The organism is Embleya sp. NPDC055664 (assembly GCF_053618075.1).
This window is the reverse complement of the sequence record NZ_JBSHGZ010000014.1, coordinates 208,452-225,590: the sequence shown is the minus strand read 5'-3', so window position 1 is coordinate 225,590 and position 17,139 is coordinate 208,452. Positions and strand designations below refer to the sequence as shown.

General features: G+C 72.0%; 15 protein-coding genes. 8 read left to right on the top strand and 7 right to left on the bottom strand.

Annotated features, from left to right (window positions below):
* Window positions 1-57: 57 nt before the first annotated feature.
* Window positions 58-1,218, bottom strand: coding sequence for a steroid 3-ketoacyl-CoA thiolase (locus tag ACWGR4_RS23815; RefSeq protein WP_379999600.1), 1,161 nt, complete (start codon window positions 1,216-1,218; stop codon window positions 58-60).
* Between the two features lie 248 nt (window positions 1,219-1,466).
* Here ACWGR4_RS23815 and ACWGR4_RS23810 point away from each other — a divergent pair, with 248 nt between their 5' ends.
* On the top strand, window positions 1,467-2,774 hold the full coding sequence (locus tag ACWGR4_RS23810; RefSeq protein WP_379999602.1) for a TetR/AcrR family transcriptional regulator: 1,308 nt from the start codon (window positions 1,467-1,469) through the stop codon (window positions 2,772-2,774).
* A gap of 289 nt (window positions 2,775-3,063) precedes the next feature.
* On the opposite strand, the gene ACWGR4_RS23805 is transcribed toward ACWGR4_RS23810, so the two are convergent.
* From ACWGR4_RS23805 to ACWGR4_RS23795, 3 genes are all read right to left on the bottom strand, one after another.
* Window positions 3,064-3,588, bottom strand: a complete 525-nt coding sequence (locus tag ACWGR4_RS23805) for a carboxymuconolactone decarboxylase family protein (RefSeq protein ID WP_379999604.1) — start codon at window positions 3,586-3,588, stop codon at window positions 3,064-3,066.
* Between the two features lie 3 nt (window positions 3,589-3,591).
* Window positions 3,592-4,143, bottom strand: a complete 552-nt coding sequence (locus ACWGR4_RS23800) for a peroxiredoxin (protein ID WP_078976832.1) — start codon at window positions 4,141-4,143, stop codon at window positions 3,592-3,594.
* Between the two features lie 418 nt (window positions 4,144-4,561).
* A complete protein-coding gene (locus tag ACWGR4_RS23795; RefSeq protein WP_452132765.1) occupies window positions 4,562-4,897 on the bottom strand; it encodes a cupin domain-containing protein in 336 nt (111 codons plus the stop codon).
* A 72-nt stretch (window positions 4,898-4,969) separates the two neighbouring features.
* Between ACWGR4_RS23795 and ACWGR4_RS23790 the strand changes: the two genes are divergently transcribed.
* A complete protein-coding gene (locus ACWGR4_RS23790) occupies window positions 4,970-5,932 on the top strand; it encodes a GlxA family transcriptional regulator (protein WP_452132764.1) in 963 nt (320 codons plus the stop codon).
* Window positions 5,933-5,962: 30 nt separating this feature from the next.
* Here the strand turns inward: ACWGR4_RS23790 and ACWGR4_RS23785 are convergent, their stop codons facing one another.
* Genes ACWGR4_RS23785 through ACWGR4_RS23775 form a run of 3 tightly spaced genes read right to left on the bottom strand, consistent with a single transcriptional unit; the run spans window position 5,963 to window position 10,784 of the window.
* Window positions 5,963-7,114: a damage-control phosphatase ARMT1 family protein gene (locus ACWGR4_RS23785; RefSeq protein WP_452132763.1), complete on the bottom strand. Its 1,152-nt coding sequence runs from the start codon at window positions 7,112-7,114 to the stop codon at window positions 5,963-5,965.
* Window positions 7,111-8,007 carry an ABC transporter permease gene (locus ACWGR4_RS23780; protein WP_452132762.1) on the bottom strand — a complete coding sequence of 299 codons (897 nt, stop codon included), beginning with the start codon at window positions 8,005-8,007 and terminating at the stop codon, window positions 7,111-7,113. The genes ACWGR4_RS23785 and ACWGR4_RS23780 overlap by 4 nt, the downstream gene beginning before the upstream one ends.
* The gene (locus ACWGR4_RS23775; protein ID WP_452132761.1) at window positions 8,007-10,784 is read right to left on the bottom strand and encodes a CocE/NonD family hydrolase; all 2,778 of its coding nucleotides are present in this window, start codon (window positions 10,782-10,784) and stop codon (window positions 8,007-8,009) included. The genes ACWGR4_RS23780 and ACWGR4_RS23775 overlap by 1 nt, the downstream gene beginning before the upstream one ends.
* A gap of 151 nt (window positions 10,785-10,935) precedes the next feature.
* On the opposite strand from ACWGR4_RS23775, the gene ACWGR4_RS23770 reads away from it, so the two are divergent.
* The 6 genes from ACWGR4_RS23770 to ACWGR4_RS23745 all read left to right on the top strand — a co-directional run bounded on the left by ACWGR4_RS23770 (window position 10,936) and on the right by ACWGR4_RS23745 (window position 17,132).
* Window positions 10,936-11,751, top strand: coding sequence for a (Fe-S)-binding protein (locus ACWGR4_RS23770; protein ID WP_379999617.1), 816 nt, complete (start codon window positions 10,936-10,938; stop codon window positions 11,749-11,751).
* The gene (locus ACWGR4_RS23765; RefSeq protein WP_452132760.1) at window positions 11,748-13,244 is read left to right on the top strand and encodes a lactate utilization protein B; all 1,497 of its coding nucleotides are present in this window, start codon (window positions 11,748-11,750) and stop codon (window positions 13,242-13,244) included. The genes ACWGR4_RS23770 and ACWGR4_RS23765 overlap by 4 nt, the downstream gene beginning before the upstream one ends.
* Before the next feature lie 2 nt (window positions 13,245-13,246).
* Entirely contained in the window at window positions 13,247-13,888 is a 642-nt protein-coding gene (locus tag ACWGR4_RS23760) for a LutC/YkgG family protein (RefSeq protein ID WP_379999612.1), read from the top strand.
* Between the two features lie 140 nt (window positions 13,889-14,028).
* Complete coding sequence (locus ACWGR4_RS23755; protein ID WP_452132759.1) at window positions 14,029-15,480, top strand: class II fumarate hydratase; 1,452 nt, start codon at window positions 14,029-14,031, stop codon at window positions 15,478-15,480.
* 301 nt (window positions 15,481-15,781) lie between these two features.
* Entirely contained in the window at window positions 15,782-16,468 is a 687-nt protein-coding gene (locus ACWGR4_RS23750) for a DUF402 domain-containing protein (RefSeq protein WP_379999643.1), read from the top strand.
* Between the two features lie 160 nt (window positions 16,469-16,628).
* Window positions 16,629-17,132, top strand: a complete 504-nt coding sequence (locus ACWGR4_RS23745; protein ID WP_379999645.1) for a SigE family RNA polymerase sigma factor — start codon at window positions 16,629-16,631, stop codon at window positions 17,130-17,132.
* Window positions 17,133-17,139: the final 7 nt, after the last annotated feature.

Sequence of the window (17,139 nt, the reverse complement as noted above, 5' to 3'; positions counted from 1 at the left end):
CGACCGAGCCCCGCCCGCCTTTCGGCGCGCGGGGCTCGGTCGTGGGCGACGGGTGTCTCAGATGCGTTCGATGATGGTGCCCGATGCATTGGCGCCGCCGGCGCACATCGTCACCAGCGCGAACTGCTTGTCGGTGCGTTCGAGTTCGTACAGCGCGGTGGTCAGCAGTCGGCCACCGGTGGAGCCGACCGGGTGGCCGAGCGCGATCGCGCCGCCGTTGACGTTGACCTTGTCCAGGTCGGCCTTTTGCACCTGGGCCCAGGACAGCACGACGGACGCAAATGCCTCGTTGACCTCGAACAGGTCGATGTCGGACATGGTCATCCCCGAGCGGGCGAACAGCCGCTCGGTCGCGTCGTTCGGGCCGTCGAGGTGGTAGTGCGGGTCGGCGCCGACCATCGCCTGCGCGACGATCCGCGCGCGCGGGCGCAGGCCCAGCGCGCGGGCCCGGTCCTCGTCCATGATCAGCAGTGCCGCGGCGCCGTCGGAGATCTGCGACGAGTTGCCCGCGGTGTGGATGCCGTCGGGCAGGACCGGCTTGAGCCGGGTCAGGCTCTCGATCGTGGTGTCGCGCAGGCCCTGGTCGCGGTCGACCACGGCGGTCTCACCGGTGGGGTTGCCCTCGGCGTCCAGGATCGGGGCCTGGACCGGGACCACCTGTGAGGTGAAGCGGCCCTCGTCCCAGGCGCGTTTGGCGTTGGCCTGTGAGCGCACGCCGAGCGCGTCCACGTCGGCGCGGGTGATGCCCCGGTTGCGGGCGATCCGCTCGGCGGCGGTGAACTGGTCGGGCAGGTCGATCGCCCAGTCCTCCGGCTTCGACTTCTGGCCGGGTTTGGCGGTGTGGCCGAGCGGGTTGCGGCTCATCGACTCGATGCCGCATGCAACTCCCGCATCGATGGCGCCGGTCGCGATCAGCCCGGCGATCAGGTGCACGGACTGCTGGGCCGATCCGCACTGGCAGTCGATCGTGGTGCCGCCGGTGCGGTGCGGCAGTCCGGCGTAGAGCCAGGCATGCTTGACGATGTCGCCGGACTGCTCGCCGGCCTGGGTGACGCAGCCGCCGATCACCTGGTCGATCAGCTCGGGGTCGATCCCGGCCCGCTCGATCAGTCCGCGCTGTACGGCCGCGAGCAGCTGCACCGGGTGCAGCCCGGCGAGCCGGCCGTTGCGCTTGCCGATCGGAGTGCGCACGGCTTCGACGATGACGGGGTTGCCCATGGGTCGCTCCTAGCGAGTCCTGAGTGGCCGGTCCCGGGGGCCGGGCCACGGTGGCGACGGGTTGCCGGCCCGAGCCGACCAGCCTTATCTCACCCTGCACCAGGTGTATGACTAAGTCAAGGATATGGGAGCGTCGGACGAGTTCGGCGGGGGAGGCGAAGTGGTCGATGATGGGGCGGATGGGGCGGGCGGGGACTACCGGAACGTGAGACTCCGCATGGGAATCCCAGGCGTACTACGCTTGCCTCGTGTTGAGCGATCGAGCGGGTGCGGAGCGTCACATCAAGCCGCGAGCGGATCGACGCGCGGAGATCATCAGACACGCCTGCGCGCTGTTCGCCAAGCGCGGCTACGGTGCCACGACGGTTCGTCAGATCGCCGAGTCCGCCGACATGCTCTCGGGCAGCCTGTACCACCACTTCCCGTCCAAGGAAGCGATGTTGCTCGAGGTGCTCGACTCCTTCTTCGCCGACATCATGAGCCGGCAGCGCGCCACCGTCGAGCGCGGCGACGCCCCTGTCGAAACCCTGCGCGGGCTGTTGCGGGACAGCCTCGAAGTGATCGGCAACAGCCCCGACGCGGCGATCGTGGTGGTCGGCGAGTCGCGCCGGCTCTCCGGGAGTGACAGTTTCGTGTGGCTGTCCGATCGCACTGTCGAGGCATCCGCGCTGTGGGGACGGGTGTTGCGGCGCGGCGTCGAGGAGGGCAGCCTGCGCCGCGACCTGCATCCCGTACTGCTGTCGCTGATGCTCCAGTCGGCGGTGTGGGGAATGGCCCAGTGGTACCGCCCGAGCGGGCGCTACGACCCCGACGCCGCCGCCGGTCGGCTCGTCGACGTGTTCGTGCGCGGCATCGTCCGGCCCGGACGCTACGCGTCGCAGCGCATCTGCACCCTGCTCGGACCGGCCCGCCACACGATGCCCACGCTGCGCCGGATCGGCTCCGGCGACGACGTGCGGGTCGAGGCCGAGCGGCGCATGGCCCGGGTGCCGCGCCGCACCGACGCGCGCACCCGGATCCGGATCGCCTCCAACCTGCTCTTCGAACAGGACGGGTACGCGGGCACCACGGTGCGCCGGATCGCCGATCTGGCCGGTGTCCCGGTCGGCAGCCTCGCCCATCACATCGGCTCCAAGGAGCAGTTGCTCGGCGAACTCCTCGGCGAATTCCTCGGCGATCTGCGCACCGCCTTCGACAAGGACGCCGCGGATCGGCCGGAACCGGTCCAGCGACTGGCCGGTCTGATCGGACACACCGTGGAGGCGCATGCGTGCCACGGCGTGTCGACGGTGCTGGCGATAAACGAGGTGCGCGGCGACGAACTGCCCGCGAGCCGGCTGTCCGCGCAGCGCGCCAAGGTCTCCGAGACGTGGACCCGGGCACTGGTCGCCGGCATCCGCTCGGGCGACTTCCACCCGGACCTGGACCCGGTGTTCACCCAGCGGGTGCTGCGCACGGCGATCTCGACCGGGAGCCGGATCTATCGGGGGATGGGCGTGCGGGACGCGGTCGGGCTGTATCGGGAGGTCGCGTTGGCGGGGATGGCGGCGTCGTGAGGGTGGGGATCGGGACGGGTGCGCGGCCGGTGTCGGCGCGGCTGCGGTGGACGGCCCGGTGGTGGCGGGCGACCTGGGTGCGCGGGGCGGTTCGGGTGCGGTGGACGATTCGGTCCCGGCCGGTGGGATGGTCGCGCGCGGGGCGGTGAGGGGTGGTCGGGGGTGATGAGCGGCGCGACGCCGGAGAGCCCGCCCCCGGGTGGGGACGGGCTCTCCGGCGTCGTTCTCGCGTGCTGTGCACGGGTGTTCGGGCTTGGGGCGTGCTCGGCCCTGCCCGGACTCCGGCGGGTCAGCCCTGCTCGGACTCCAGCGTCACGCCGACCGCGTGGATCACGGCGGCGATCTTGATCGCCTCCTGGATCGTCTCGCGCGGCATGTTCTCCTTGCGCAGGACCTGCTCGTGCGACTCCAGGCACCGACCGCAGCCGTTGATCGCCGAGACGGCGAGCGACCACAGTTCGAAGTCGGCCTTCGGGGCACCCGGGTTGGCCATGATGTTCATCCGCAGCCCGGCCCGCAGGTTGCTGTACTCCGGGTCGCCGATGAGGTGCATCGACCGGTAGTAGATGTTGTTCATCGCCATCACCGCGGCGGCGGCCTTGGCGGCGTTGTACGCCTCCTCGGACAGCCGGCTCTTGGCCTCGGGCTCCAGCTCGGCGAGCACCTTCGGGCTGCGCGTGGCGATGGCGGACACCAACACCGTGCCCCAGAGCGTCTGCTCCTGGAGCTTGGAGTTGCCGACGACCGAGCCCAGGTTGAGCTTGAGGTCCTTGGCGTATTCGGGCAGTGCGGCCTTCAGGACGTCGAGACCCATGGATCAGGCGTCCATCAGCTTGGCGGCGTCGAGGGTCTCGCCGCCCTTCTGCCAGTTGCACGGGCACAGCTCGTCGGTCTGCAGCGCGTCGAGGACCCGCAGGACCTCGTCGGGGTTGCGGCCCACCGAGCCGGCGGTGACCATCACGAACTGGATCTCGTTGTTCGGGTCGATGATGAAGACCGCGCGGTCGGCGACACCGTCGGCGTTGAGCACGCCGGCGGCCGAGGACAGCTCGCGCTTGAGGTCGGACAACATCGGGAACGGCAGGTCGGTCAGGTCCGGGTGGTCCTTGCGCCAGGCCAGGTGCACGAACTCGGAGTCCACGGACACGCCGAGCAGCTGCGCGTCACGGTCCTGGAAGTCCTCGTTGAGGCGGCCGAACGCGGCGATCTCGGTCGGGCACACGAACGTGAAGTCCTTCGGCCAGAAGAACACCACACGCCACTTGCCGTCGTACGACTTGTTGGTGATCTGCTCGAAGGCCTTGTCCGCCTCCAGCGACACGACGCCGGTGAGGTCGTACTCGGGGAACTGGTTACCGACAGTAAGCACTGGATCTCCTCCGCAAGGGGGCCGGGGAGGCAGGTTCACCACCCCGGTCGGACGTACGTGGATCACGATGTCACAGCCAAATTGATAGATGAAATAAGCAACGCTTCATCTATTGATCGTGATCACTTATCAGTGCGGGGGAGGTGGCAAACGGCCGGCTCAATCCACGCGCGCGGATGTTCGATGGCTGGTGGAGGGGGCCGGAAGGAGCATACGCGTCACTCGCGCGAGTGCCGAATCAGCCTATTTCGGAGGGCGTCCCGCCCGGGTGCCGAGCGGGCGGGACGGGGGTGGTCGGGGGTGGCCGTGGGTGGCCGGAGCGCTTCGCGACCGAATGGATGGATGGGCCGGGTCGGTCACGGAATGTGGCCGACCCGGGCGCCTGCCCGCCTGGCACGCGGGCGGGCGCCCGGCCCGTCTAGCCCGCCGGGTAGAAGAGGAACAGCGTGCAGCCGGTGGTGGTCGAGGGGAGGTGCCACGACCCGGCGGGGGCGTGCAGGAAGGTGCCGGCCGGGTAGTCGCGTGCGCCGTCGTTGAAGGTGCCGGCGACCACGTAGACCTCCTCCGGGCCGGGCTCGTGTACGTCGCGGCGGGGCCAGGCGGAGTTCGGGTCCATCTCCAACACGCCGGCGTGCGCACCGGTCGGCGCCTTCCACAGCGGGCGGAACCGAACCCCGGGGAAGAGCGTGTGGATCGGGGCTTCGTCGACGGACGCGGACACGTAGCCCGGCTGGGCGAGGATCTCGGGATGCATGCCCTTCACGGTGCCGTGGGTGGGCCGCGGCGGGACAGGGTCCGAGCGGACACCATGGGGTACGTTCCTGCCATGCATCGTGTGGTGGCCCTGGTGCGGCCGGTGCAGTCGACGTTCGAACTCGGCTGCGCGGTCGAGGTCTTCGGTACCGAGCGGGCCGGGGTGCCGCGGCACTACACGTTCGAAACGTGCACCGAGACGCCGGGGCCGGTGCCGACCACCGGCGGATACACGATGCACGTGCCGCGGGACCTGGCGGCGCTCGACCGTGCCGACACCGTGATCGTGCCGGGGTGGTTGCCGGTGGAGACGCCGCTTTCCGCCGACGTGCGCCGCGCGTTGCTGCGAGCGCACGCGCGTGGGGCCCGGCTGGTGAGCATCTGCTCGGGGGTGTTCGCGCTGGCCCGCACCGGGCTCCTGGACGGCCGCTCGGCCACCACGCACCGGGCGCGCGCCGAGCAGTTGCGCCGGGAGTTCCCCCGGGTGCGGGTGGAGCCGGACCGGCTGTACGTGGACCACGGCGACGTCGCCACCAGCGCCGGCGCGGGCGCGGGCCTCGATCTGTGCCTGCACCTGGTCCGGCGCGACCACGGAGCCGCGCACGCCGCCCTCCTCGCGCGGGACATGGTGCTGCCACCGCATCGCGAGGACGGCCGGGTGCGGTTGGCGCCGGCGCCCGAGGACGGCCTCGACGACCTGTTCGCGTGGGCGGACGAGCGCGTCGGCACCCCACTGACCGTGCACGACCTGGCCGCCCACCTCGGCGTCTCGCCCCGCACGCTGGCCAGACGCTTCGCCGACCGCCTCGGCACCAGCCCCGGCGCCTGGCTCCTGTCCCGCCGCGTGGCCGCGGCCCGCACCCTGCTGGAGGAGACGGACCTGCCGATCGAGGCCATCGCCACCCGAGTCGGCCTCACCTCCGCGGTCAACCTTCGCCGCCGCTTCCGCACCAGGGTGGGCACCACCCCGGGCGCATACCGCCGAGCGTTTCGGACCCCGGAGAACGCCACGAGCCAGGCCACGCGGCACGCGTGAGGAACCACGCCCTTGTGAGGAAGCGGCCCCCTACGGGCTCACCTGGATCAGGGCGTGGGTGCCGGTGGTGCGCCATGGGGTGGTGGCTGCTTCGAGGGTAGTCAGGGTCGGTGTGGTGAGACCGATCACCACGTCGGACTTGAGGGTGCGCAGGGCGGCCACCGGGCTCGGGAAGTGGGTGACGCGGTCGGCGAAGGGGGTGGTGGGGGGCCAGTGGTGATCGCCCACCAGGCGGCGGTAGTTGAGGTCGCCCTTGAGGATCGTCAGCGTCGCCGTCGACAGGTCCCGGCGCAGGTCGTCGGGCATTGCCTCGTAGGGCGACGGGGCGCAGAAGAACGGGTGGACACCCACCCCGAGCCGGCCTGCGGACAGCGCCGACCACAGGCGGGCGCCGACGGCGGCGGCCCGCCCCGGCGCGGCACGCAACCGGTCCAGCGCGGCCAGGAAGTCGGCCGTGACCGCGTCGGAGACGAAGTACGGGTACGGCTTGAGGTGGAGCACGGCCCGCGCGGCCCGGCCCGTGTGCAGCAGGTGGTCGAGCAGTACCAGGTCCGGGATCAATTCGCGCCCGGCGTTGTCCGCGATCAGGTGCACCTCGGCCGCGCCGTCGACCGGGAGCCGCGACCACAACCGGGCGCTGTCGTCCGCGACCAGGTGCGAAGCCGCCGGATCGCCTCCCGACGCGGACATCCGAAAGCCCAGGTCCGCCCGATTGCCCCACAGCGCGCCCCGCAGGAGCGCATCACCCGACGATGCCCCGACGTCGTCGAGCGCCGCCAACTCCTCGTCCACCACCGCGCCGCGCAACTCGTCCCGCTTGAACGGCCCGAAGGGGTCGACCCCCTGCCACGGACCGGGTTCGAAGTAGCCGGTGGCCGCGAGCAGCCGACGGTAGAAGTAGCTCTCCGCCCACAAAAACGGCACCTCGAACCACGAACGCCCTACATGGGAGCCCCACTCACCGGCATCGGGCGCATCCGCCGGCAGCGGCGCGATCACCCCGCCGGAGCCCCCGCCGGAGACCTCGCCGAGCAGGTCGTCCAGCGCACGCCGGCGCTCCGGCGGCCACGGGAACGCCGCCGACACCCGCCCCAGCAACGCCGGATGCCGCTCCGCGAGCACCGACCGCGCGAACGACCCCGGCTCGGCGCCCGTGATCACCGGGGCCGCGTCGGGGCTCACGAGACGATGTCCTTGCGGCCGAAGTGGCGGAACGCCAGGGCCAGGAAGACCACCGCGTACGAGACCGACACCGCCGAGCCCTTGATCATGCCGTCCCACTGCGGGTCGGTCTGGAGGACGTCGACCCACGCGAACTGCCAGTGCGTGGGCAGGTAGTCCCGCCACGACCCGAGCGCCGTCACCGCGTCCACGATGTTGGAGACCACCACCAGGCCGACCGCGCCGCCCACCGCGCCCAGCGGGGCGTCGGTGACCGTGGACAGCCAGAACGCGATGCCCATCACCACCAGTTGCGCCACCACGCCGTACGCGACCACCACCGACATCCGCCCCAGCGCCTCGCCCGTGGGCAGCGACGCCCCCACCGGCAGGTCCAACGGCCCCCATCCGAAGGCGATCGCACCCGCGATCATCGCCATCAGCGGGAGCAACACCAGGGCCAGCACGCTGTAGCCGAGCGCCACCACGAGCTTGACCCACAACAGCCGGGCACGCGGCACGGGAGCGGCCAGCAGATACCGCAGCGAGGACCAACTCGCCTCGCCGGCCACGGTGTCGCCGCAGAACAGCGCGACCGCCACCACCAGCAGGAACCCGGTCGAGACGAACAGGGTGAACGCGGTGAAGTTCAGCGCACTCCTGGTCGCGACGTCCACCAGCGTGGGCACCGAGTCCGCCGACGGATCGCCGCCGATCTTGAACGCGGCGACCAGGATCCACGGCAGCGCGAGCAGCAGCCCGATCATGAACAGCGTGCGCCGGCGTCGGAATTGGCGCACCGTCTCGACCCGGATCGGCAACGTGTGCCGGGGGCGATAGCCGTGCGCGTGTGCCGCGCCCGGGATCGGGTGCGCGCCCTCGTCGGTCGGCAACTCGGGGAGCGTACGGGTCATCAGGACTCCCCAATGAGCGTCAGGAACGCGTCTTCCAACCGGCGGCGCGCGGTCACCCGGTCCACCGCGACGCCGGCGCCGACGAGTTCGGCCACCAGGGCGGAGGTCTGCGCGCCCGCCAGGTGCACGAGTACGCCGCCCTCCTCGGGCTCCACCGAGCCGACGCCCGGCAGGTCCTTCAGGGTCGCGATCGCCAGGTCCGGTACGGGTGTTCCGATCACCAGCGTGTTGCCGTTGCCGACGATCTCGCCGACCGGACCGGACGCGATCAGCCGGCCCCGGTGCATCACCACGACGTGCGTACAGGTCTGTTCGACCTCGGCCAGCAGGTGGCTGGAGACCACCACGGTGCGACCGGTGGCCGCGTAGCCGATCAGCACGTCGCGCATCGCCCGGATCTGCGGCGGGTCGAGCCCGTTGGTCGGCTCGTCCAACACCAGCAGGTCCGGCAGGCCGAGCATGGCCTGGGCGATGGCCAGCCGCTGGCGCATGCCCTGCGAGTAGGTGCGTACGTTACGGTCCAGCGCCTCGCCGAGCCCGGCGATCTCCAGCGCCTCGTCGAAGTGCGCGTCCTCGTGCGGCCGGCCGGTGGCGCGCCAGTACAGCGACAGGTTCTCCCGCCCGGACAGGTGCGGCAGGAAACCCGGGCCTTCGACGAACGAGCCGAGCCGGGACAACACCGGCGCGCCGGGCCCGACCACTCGGCCGAAGATCCTTATCTCGCCGTCGTCCGGCAGGATCAGGCCCATCAACATCCGCAGCGTGGTGGTCTTGCCCGCGCCGTTGGGGCCGAGCAGACCGAGCACCTGGCCCGCCTCGACCCCGAAGGACAGGTCGTCGACGGCGAGCTTGCCGCCCTTGTACCGCTTGGTCAGGCCGCGGATCTGCAGCGGGACGTCGGCCAGATCCGGATCCGGCGCGGTCGCCGCCGCCCGGCGCCGCCCGGTGAGCAGCAGGGCCGCCGCGACCACGACCGCGATCAGCGGCAGGCCCCACGTCCACCAGGGGTAGCCGGTCGAGCCCACGTGCAACCCCGGCACCGACGGCAGCGTCAGCGGCCCCGCCGGCGCGACCCGGTAGCTCGCGGGCGAGTTCGGCGACGCGAACCCCAGGTCGGTCGCGGTCAACACGAGCCGCAACCGGTGGCCCGAGTCCACCTCGTGGTCGATCGCCGGCAGCCGGATCTCCACGTCCCGCCCGCCCTGCGCCCCGCTCACCCGGATCGGCGCGGCCAACTGATGCGGCAGCACACTCGCCCCACCCGGCGCGATGTCGTACAACTTCGCGAACAACACGATGTCGTCGGCGCCCGAGACCCGCACCCGCGCGGTCGGCGAACCGGTGATGTGCACGCTCCGATCGATCCGGTCGCTCTGGAAGAACGCGCTCTGCCCGGGGAGGTCGAAGGCGATCCCGCCGAGGTCGCCCGCGCCGGCGGCCAGCGCGGCCGGCCCACCCGAGCCGGCCAACAGGCCGAGCCCTGGCAGCCCGGACACCGACGTCGGCGCGCCCCCCGGCGGATTGGCCACGGTCTGCTCCGGCCCCGCGAGCGTCACCTCACGCTGCCGGGTCCCGCCCAGGCCCGGGTAGTGGTCGGTGTCGGCGATCCGCAGCCGCTGCTCCCGGGTCGCACTGTCCACCCCGCCGGAGCGGGTCACCCGGAACGACCCGGCGGCGGCCGGCGCACCGGCCTTGGGCGCGGGCCCGCTCGGCTTGAGCCACCGGTCGAACCACCCCGTGACCCGGTCGCGCACCATCGCGCTCTGCGGTCGCCCGCCGTCGTGCCCGCCCGCCGTCCACACCATCTCCACCGGCGCGCCGTTGCGGGCGATCGCGGCCGCGTTGCGGTCCGCCTGGTCGAGCGGGAACAGCGAGTCGTTCTGGCCCTGGATCAGCAGCGTCGGCACCGCGATCCGGTCCGCCACCGAGACCGGACTGGCCCGCCGCAGCAGATCGACCGCCTGCGGCGTGGACTTCCCCGACACCGCCACCTCGCGGTAGATCGCGCAGACCCGGTCGTCGAACCGACCGCACCCGGTCTTCGCGTCTATCGGCGCGAGCCCGCCCAGCGGGCTGGTCCCGGAGGAGAAGAACAACCCGGCCCACATCTTCTTGAACACACCCTCGTCCGGCCCGCCGCCCGCCGCGTTCGGCAGCAGCGCGTCGGCGAGGTCGTGCCAGGTGATCTGCGGCGCGATGGCGTCCACGCGCGGGTCGTAGGCGGCGGTAAGCAGCGAGAGCGCGCCGCCGTACGAGGCGCCCGCCACGCCCACCCGCGGATCGCCGGGACCGTCCAGACGCACCTCGGGCCGCGCGGCCAGCCAGTCGATCAGCGCCCGCGCGTCGGCCACCTCGTAGTCCGGCTGGTCCAGCATGATCTGCCCCGCCGAGCCGCCGAAGCCCCGCGCCGAATAGGTCAGCACCACATACCCCGAACGGGCCAGCGACTCCGCGTCCCGGCGCAACTCGGCCTTGCTGCCGCCGAATCCGTGCGCGAGCAGCACCGCGGGCGCGGGCCCCCGCACACCGGGCGGCACGAACAGCGTGGTGTCGATGCCGATCCGGGCCAAATCGCCCGGCCCCGCGGCCACGTCCACACGCTGTTCGGTGGCGCGTACCGGCGTCGCGGCGTCGTCCCCGACGAGCACGCCGACCCCGAGGACCGCGATCACGACCACCACGAGGGCGAGGACACCGGCCACGACCCGCGACCGACGCGTGGTCAGTCGCGTGCGCACGGCGGCGAAGGGGCGGCCGAATGCCGTCCGGAGGCTCATGCGCAGACCCTACGTGGCAACCACGCAGGTCGGAGACCGGCCCCGATCCCAACGCCCCGCCGCGGCCCCCGTCACACGACCGGACGCGCCCGGCGGGTCTGGCCGGGCGGGCGCCACGGGACGTCCGTACAGTCGATCGCGGAGGTAAATCGTGCGTCTTGCCCTTTTCATCACGTGCTTCAACGACACGCTGTTCCCCCAGACCGGCGCGTCCGTGGTCCGGGTGCTGCGGCGCCTCGGACACGAGGTGGAGTTCCCGTACGGCCAGGTGTGCTGCGGCCAGATGCACTTCAACTCCGGCTACCGGCGCGACGCGGTACCGCTGGTCCGGTCCTTCGTCGAGGCGTTCGAGGGCTACGACGCGGTGATCGTGCCGTCCGGGTCGTGTACCGCGATGGTGCGCGAGTATCACGCCACGGTGGCCCGCACGGCCGGCGGCACGCTGCCGGAGGCCGTCGCGCGGGTCGCGCCGAAGGTGTACGAACTCAGCGAGTTCCTGGTCGACGTGCTCGGGGTGACCGACGTGGGCGCCTACTTCCCGCACAGCGTCGCGTACCACCCCACCTGCCATTCGCTGCGCATGTTGCGGGTGGGCGATCGACCGACCCGGCTGCTGCGCGCGGTGCGCGGGCTGACCCTGGTCGACCTGCCGCGCGCCGACGAATGTTGCGGCTTCGGCGGTACGTTCGCGGTGAAGAACGCGCCGACGTCGGCGGCGATGGGCGGCGACAAGGTGACCGCCGCGCTGGAATCCGGCGCGCAGGTGGTGTGCGCCGGGGACAACTCGTGCCTGACCCACATCGGCGGACTGATCTCCCGACAACACGCGGGCATCCGGGTACTGCACCTGGCGGACATCCTGGCCCGCACCGACGCGCTGCCGGACGTGCCGGTGTACCGACCGGGCCTGCCCGACGCGTCGGGCCTCGTCGTGGGGCACGCCCCGGGACCGGAGGCGACACGATGACCGCGGCGGTACACAGGGAACCCACCTTCGTCGGCATGCCGCCCTTCCCCGAGGCGGCCGAGGCCGAGCTGGCGAACCCCGTCCAGCGGGCCAATCTGCGGGCGGCCACGCACACCATCCGGGCCAAGCGCGACGCGGTGGTCGCGGAGCTGCCCGACTGGGAGCTGCTGCGCCGCGCCGGCGAGGCGATCAAGGACGACGTGCTGGCCCGGCTGCCCGGCCTCCTGGAACACCTGGAGGCGGCGGTACGCGCGGCCGGGGGCGTGGTGCACTGGGCCCGGGACGCGGCCGAGGCGAACACGATCGTGGTCGACATCGTCCGGGCCAAGGGTGTGGACGAGGTGGTCAAGGTCAAGTCCATGGCCACCGAGGAGATCGGGCTGAACAACGCGCTGGCCGCGGCCGGGATCCACGCGTGGGAGACCGACCTCGCGCAGCTGATCGTGCAGCTCGGCGACGACCTGCCGTCGCACATCGTGGTGCCGGCGATCCACCGCAACCGGGCACAGATCCGAGAGATCTTCATCCGCGAGATGGGCCGCGTGGGCCGGCCGGCACCCGAACGGCTCAGCGACGAGCCGGCCGCGCTCGCCGCCGCGGCGCGGCTGCACCTGCGGCAGAAGTTCCTGCGCGCGAAGGTCGCGGTCTCCGGCGCCAACTTCGCCATCGCCGACACCGGCACGGTGTGCGTGGTCGAGTCGGAGGGCAACGGGCGCATGTGTCTGACCCTGCCCGAGACGCTGATCACCGTCCTGGGCGTGGAGAAGCTGCTGCCCACGTGGGGCGACCTGGAGGTGTTCCTGCAACTGCTCCCGCGCAGTGCCACCGGGGAGCGGATGAACCCCTACACGTCGATGTGGACGGGGGTCACCCCCGGGGACGGGCCGCGGGAGTTCCATCTGATCCTGCTCGACAACGGCCGCTCCGACGTGTTGTCCGACCCGGTGGGCCGCCAGGCGCTGCGCTGCATCCGGTGTGCGGCCTGTCTGAACGTGTGCCCGGTGTACGAGCGCACCGGCGGGCATGCGTACGGGTCGGTGTACCCCGGGCCGATCGGCGCGATCCTGACGCCGCAACTGCGCGGCATCGCCCGGCATCCGGTGGACGCGCAAACCGCGTCGTTGCCGTTCGCGTCGACGCTGTGCGGGGCGTGCTTCGACGCGTGCCCGGTGCGGATCGACATCCCCGAGGTGCTGGTGCACCTTCGTGCACAGGTTGTGGACGGCGGGCGCGGGCCGCACGACCGGGGCGAGGACGCCGGGATGAAGACGCTGCGGTGGACGTTCGAGAAGCCGTGGCGGATCGGCTTCGCCCAACATGTGGCCGGGGTCGGCGCGCACTTCGTGCGCCACGGCGTGATCGGTCGGGTCCCGCTGCCGAAGCGCATGTCCGGGCCGGTCGGCGCGTGGTTCGCCGACCGGGACGCGCCGGCGCCCCCGGCGGAGTCGTTCCGGTCCTGGTACAAGCGCACCGAAGGGGGTCGGGAGCTGTGACGGTGGAGCGCTACGAGGCGGACCGCGAGGCGCGGACGGTGGTCCTGGACCGGCTCCGCGCCGCCCTCGACGACCGGCCCAAGCCGCCGCCGGTACGCCGGGCGTATCGGCGCGAGCGCCCGGCGGGCCTCGACCCGGTCGCCCGGTTCGCCGCGCGGCTGGCCGACTACGACGCGACCGTGCTGCGCGTACACGACACCCGGGACCTGCTGCTCGGCGCGAGCGATCTGCTGCGCCAGGCCGGGGTCACCCGCCTGGTGGTGCCGCGCGGGAACAAGCTGGCCTGGCTGAGTCGGCTCGGCGCGGAGTTGGTGGTGGACACGCCCGAGCTGAGCCGGGACGAGATCGGCGCGATCGACGCGGTGGTCACCGGGTGCGCGCTCGCCGTCGCCGAGACCGGCACGATCGTCCTGGACACCGGCCTCGACCAGGGCCGCCGGGTGCTCACCCTGCTGCCGGACTACCACCTGTGCGTGGTGCGCGCCGACCAGGTCGTGGGCACCGTGCCGGAGGCGGTGGGCCGGCTCGACCCGCGCCGCCCGCAGACCTGGATCTCCGGCCCGTCGGCGACCAGCGACATCGAACTGGAGCGGGTGGCGGGGGTGCACGGGCCGCGGACGCTGCACGTGTTGCTGATCGGCTAGCCGGTTCGGGACCGCCCGGGACCACTCCCGAGCGCCCGGGCCGGGCCCGACGGTCCGGCCCGGCCCGGCGCCGGCCCGCAGGAACAGGCCGGGCCGAGAAGCCGTTGTCGCCAGGGAACGCTTTCTAGGAGGCCACAGCGATGTCCGAGGCAGCAGCGAGCGCGGAGCCCACCGCAGAGCCGGCCGCGGGTCCGGGTGCGGACCCGTCCGGCGAGTTCCGCGTCGAGCACGACTCGATGGGGGAGGTCCGGGTGCCGGCCGCCGCCAAGTGGCGGGCGCAGACCCAGCGCGCGGTGGCGAACTTCCCGATCTCCGGGCAGCACCTGGAACCGGCGCACGTGGAGGCCCTGGCCCGGATCAAGGGCGCGGCGGCCCGGGTGAACGCCGAACTGGGCGTGCTGGACAAGGAGACGGCGGAGGCGATCGAGCAGGCCGCGGTCGAGGTGGTCGGCGGTCGCTGGGCGGACCAGTTCCCGGTGGACGTGTTCCAGACCGGGTCCGGCACCTCGTCGAACATGAACATGAACGAGGTCCTGGCCACTTTGGCGACGGAGCGACTGGGCCGGGACGTACATCCCAACGACCACGTCAACGCGTCCCAGTCGTCCAACGACGTCTTCCCCTCCTCGATCCACATCGCGGCGGCGCTCGCGGTCACCCACCGGCTGATCCCCTCGCTCGACCACCTCGCGTCCTCCCTGGAGTCGAAGGCGACCGAGTTCGCCGACGTGGTGAAGTCCGGCCGCACCCACCTGATGGACGCCACGCCCGTGACCCTGGGGCAGGAGTTCGGCGGCTACGCGGCGCAGGTGCGCTATGGCGTGGAACGACTGCACGCGACGCTGCCGCGCGTGGTCGAACTGCCGCTGGGCGGCACCGCGGTGGGCACCGGGATCAACACCCCGCCCGGCTTCTCGGCCCGGGTGATCGCGGAGATCGCGGCGGCCACCGGGCTGCCGTTCGTCGAGGCGCGCGACCACTTCGAGGCACAGGGCGCGCGGGACGGACTGGTCGAACTGTCCGGCCAGTTGCGCACCGTCGCGGTCGGCCTGAACAAGATCGTCAACGACCTGCGCTGGATGGGCTCGGGGCCGCGCACGGGTCTGGCCGAGATCCGGCTGCCGGACCTGCAGCCGGGCAGCTCGATCATGCCGGGCAAGGTCAACCCGGTGATCCCGGAGGCGGTCGGCCAGGTCGTCGCGCAGGTGATCGGCAACGACGCGGCGGTGGCCTTCGGCGGCGCGGCGGGCAACTTCGAACTCAACGTGATGTTGCCGGTGATCGCCCGCAACCTGCTCGAATCGATCCGCCTCCTGGCCAACGTCACGCGGGTGCTGGCGGATCGTACGGTGGCCGGCATCGAGGCCGACGTCGAGCGGATGCGCGAATACGCCGAGTCCTCCCCGTCGGTGGTCACGCCGCTGAACCGCTTCCTGGGCTACGAGGAGGCGGCGAAGATCGCCAAGCAGTCGCTGGCCGAACGCAAGACGATCCGCCAGGTGGTCATCGAACGCGGCCACATCGCGGCCGGCCGCCTCACCGAGGCCGAACTCGACACGGCGCTGGACGTGTTGGGGATGACTCGGCCGTGACCGCCCGGTAGTCGGCGCGCGACGCCGGCCGCGAGCGGGGTCACCCGCGCGGTTCGCGGCCGGCGGTTGTGCGCGTCGACAGTTCACCGTCGGACTCCCGGCAGGCCGCCGCCGCGCGCTCGAAGTAGGACAACAACACAGCCAGTTGCTCCGCGCGGCGGAAAGCTGACTTCGCGGTGCCGGGGGCGGGGCGACGGGGGCGATGATGCGGCGGCGACCGTACCCGGATGTTCTTCGCATGATGGCGCACCCGTAACATGACTCACGGTCAGGTGTCACGGGCGCTGGGTACACCAAGCTCATGTCTAACATCCTGCGCATGCACGAGCACTTCGAGGATCCCCGTTCCGCGGCCGGTACCTGGTCTTCCGGCGACCAGGTGCTCTGGCGTTATCTGCGCGGAGGCCAGGTCCTGGACTGTCGGCCGGTGACCGTGGTTCGCGACGAGCCGGACCAACTCGCGGTCTGGCTCGCCGGCGGTACCTCACGGGTCAAGCCGATGTTGCCGGACGGATCGGACATCCGGACCGCGCCGATCGAACGCAGATTCAGGCTCGGCCGGATCCCCTCGGTCGTCGAGTGGCACGGGACCGGCGTGTTGATGCTGGCCCGGCCGGGCGAGCCGTGGTCGGTCTGGCTGTTCTGGCAGCCCGGCTGGCGGTTCTCCGGCTGGTACGTCAACCTCGAACGCCCGCGCACCCGTTGGGCGGGCGGCGTGGACACCGAGGACCACGTGCTGGACGTGTGGGTCACCCCGGATCGCCGCTGGGAGTACAAGGACGAGGACGAACTCGCCGCCTCCCGCGAGGCGGGCCGGCTCACCGATCGCCAGGTCGAGGCGATCGAGGCCGAGGGCCGGGCCGCCGTCGCGGCGATCGAGGCGTGGGGCGCCCCGTTCGACCAGGGATGGGAGAACTGGCGTCCCGACCCGGCCTGGCCGCTGCCGCAACTCCCCGACGACTGGGCGGACAACGCCCGCATCGCCTAGGCCAAGATCCGCCGGACAGGGCCTGGCGACCGCCGGGGCGAGTCTCCATTTCCGGGCCCGACTTCGGTCGGGCCCGACGCGTGTGCGGATCGGTTCGTCCTCGGGTGCAACCCTTTCGCCCCTCGGCCGCTCTGAACGGGGTGAACCGAAGGGGGCCGAGATGCCGACAGCCGGACGGCGAGATTTCGAGGAGTACGCGCGGGCGCGCCAACATCAGCTCTATCGCACCGCGTACCTGCTGTGCGGCGACGCGGATCGGGCGCAGGACCTGGCCCAGACCACGCTGGCCAAGCTGTTCCAGCACTGGAAGCGGGCGAGCCGGGCGGAGAACCTGGACGCGTACGCGAAGACCGTGCTCAGCCGCACGTTCCTGAGTGAGCAGCGCGGTCGCCGACGCGAGTACGCGGCGCACGAACTCGGGGCCGCGGGACCGCCGTCCGCGCGGCACCCGGACCTGCGACTGACCCTGCTCGCCGCACTGGCGACGCTGCCGCCCAAGCCGCGCGTGATGGTCATCCTGCGCTACTGGGAAGACCTGAGCGTGGACAACGTCGCCGCCCTCCTGCGCTGCAGCACCGGCAACGTGAAGAGCCAGTGCGCCCGTTCGATGGCCAAGCTCCGGGCCGAACTCGGAGACCTCCACCTGTACGCGACGGAAAGCTGAGGCGGTG

Coding starts and splice junctions, on each gene's coding strand:
- ACWGR4_RS23815 (WP_379999600.1), bottom strand. CDS start 1,218: ATGGGCAACCCCGTCATCGTCGAAGCCGTGCGCACTCCGATCGGCAAG.
- ACWGR4_RS23805 (WP_379999604.1), bottom strand. CDS start 3,588: ATGGGTCTCGACGTCCTGAAGGCCGCACTGCCCGAATACGCCAAGGAC.
- ACWGR4_RS23795 (WP_452132765.1), bottom strand. CDS start 4,897: ATGCATCCCGAGATCCTCGCCCAGCCGGGCTACGTGTCCGCGTCCGTC.
- ACWGR4_RS23790 (WP_452132764.1), top strand. CDS start 4,970: ATGCATCGTGTGGTGGCCCTGGTGCGGCCGGTGCAGTCGACGTTCGAA.
- ACWGR4_RS23780 (WP_452132762.1), bottom strand. CDS start 8,007: ATGACCCGTACGCTCCCCGAGTTGCCGACCGACGAGGGCGCGCACCCG.
- ACWGR4_RS23775 (WP_452132761.1), bottom strand. CDS start 10,784: ATGAGCCTCCGGACGGCATTCGGCCGCCCCTTCGCCGCCGTGCGCACG.
- ACWGR4_RS23765 (WP_452132760.1), top strand. CDS start 11,748: ATGACCGCGGCGGTACACAGGGAACCCACCTTCGTCGGCATGCCGCCC.
- ACWGR4_RS23755 (WP_452132759.1), top strand. CDS start 14,029: ATGTCCGAGGCAGCAGCGAGCGCGGAGCCCACCGCAGAGCCGGCCGCG.
- ACWGR4_RS23750 (WP_379999643.1), top strand. CDS start 15,782: ATGTCTAACATCCTGCGCATGCACGAGCACTTCGAGGATCCCCGTTCC.
- ACWGR4_RS23745 (WP_379999645.1), top strand. CDS start 16,629: ATGCCGACAGCCGGACGGCGAGATTTCGAGGAGTACGCGCGGGCGCGC.